The organism is Vibrio mediterranei (assembly GCF_900088415.1).
Classification (GTDB): domain Bacteria; phylum Pseudomonadota; class Gammaproteobacteria; order Enterobacterales; family Vibrionaceae; genus Vibrio; species Vibrio mediterranei.
In genome coordinates, this window is sequence record NZ_FLLQ01000041.1 from 1 (window position 1) to 502 (window position 502).

Annotated in this window: 2 tRNA genes; both read left to right on the forward strand. The window is 41.8% G+C overall.

The annotated features are described in order from the left end of the window. Positions 1-48 precede the first annotated feature (48 nt). Positions 49-124: transfer RNA gene (locus VME0621_RS26025), tRNA-Lys, on the forward strand. Between the two features lie 66 nt (positions 125-190). Continuing rightward, positions 191-266: transfer RNA gene (locus tag VME0621_RS26030), tRNA-Val, on the forward strand. Positions 267-502: the final 236 nt, after the last annotated feature.

Sequence of the window (502 nt, forward strand, 5' to 3'; positions counted from 1 at the left end):
CCCTTTCACGGCGGTAACAGGGGTTCGACTCCCCTACGGGATACCATTGGGTCGTTAGCTCAGTTGGTAGAGCAGTTGACTTTTAATCAATTGGTCGCAGGTTCGAATCCTGCACGACCCACCATTCTTTTCCACGAAGGAATGGCCTTTGTTTTACTTTTATAAAGTGAAAACAACAGGAAACTTATGTGGGCGATTAGCTCAGTTGGGAGAGCACCTCCCTTACAAGGAGGGGGTCACTGGTTCGAGCCCGGTATCGCCCACCATTCTCTAAGTAATTTTGGATTAAGATTTTCCAAACCACTTCATTAAAACGTACGTGGTTGGAATTTTTGCCGCCGAGATTCTTTAGAAAATGCATTAAGTTTGCATAGCTCTTTAACAATTTGGAAAGCTGACGAATAACATTTGATTAATGTTATTCATTTAAAAGTTCTCAAATCCTATATCGAAAGATGTAGGTACCAACACACATTCAAGTGTTCTTGGGAATTACGAAAGT